Genomic DNA, 298 nt, shown 5'->3' on the forward strand with positions numbered 1-298 from the left:
CGCCGGCATCGCCGACCATGCCCGCGAGATCTATCTGCAGGCCGGCCGCAGCCACGCCATGCCGCCGGCTAATGTTAGCCAGATCACCGACAAGGAACGGGCGCTGCTGGTCGCCTGGTTAGAAGGCGCGGGGAAATAAGCATGACCTCGACACTTCTGCGCGGCCGCACCCTGTCCTTCGTGCGCTGGCCGCAAACCATCGACGACCACTCAGCCTGGCGCTACGAGGAGGATGGCGGCCTGCTGATAAGCGATGGCAGGATCGTTGCATCAGGCGCCTATGCCGATGTCGAGAAAC

General features: G+C 64.1%; 2 pseudogenes. Both read left to right on the forward strand.

Annotated elements, in window-relative coordinates:
• Positions 1–139, forward strand: a pseudogene (locus EN852_RS39100) (cysteine desulfurase); the annotation flags it as partial.
• A 2-nt stretch (positions 140–141) separates the two neighbouring features.
• A pseudogene (locus EN852_RS42985) lies at positions 142–298 on the forward strand (guanine deaminase); the annotation flags it as partial.

Origin of the sequence: Mesorhizobium sp. M2E.F.Ca.ET.209.01.1.1, assembly GCF_004010375.2 — a bacterium.
Lineage (GTDB): Bacteria > Pseudomonadota > Alphaproteobacteria > Rhizobiales > Rhizobiaceae > Mesorhizobium.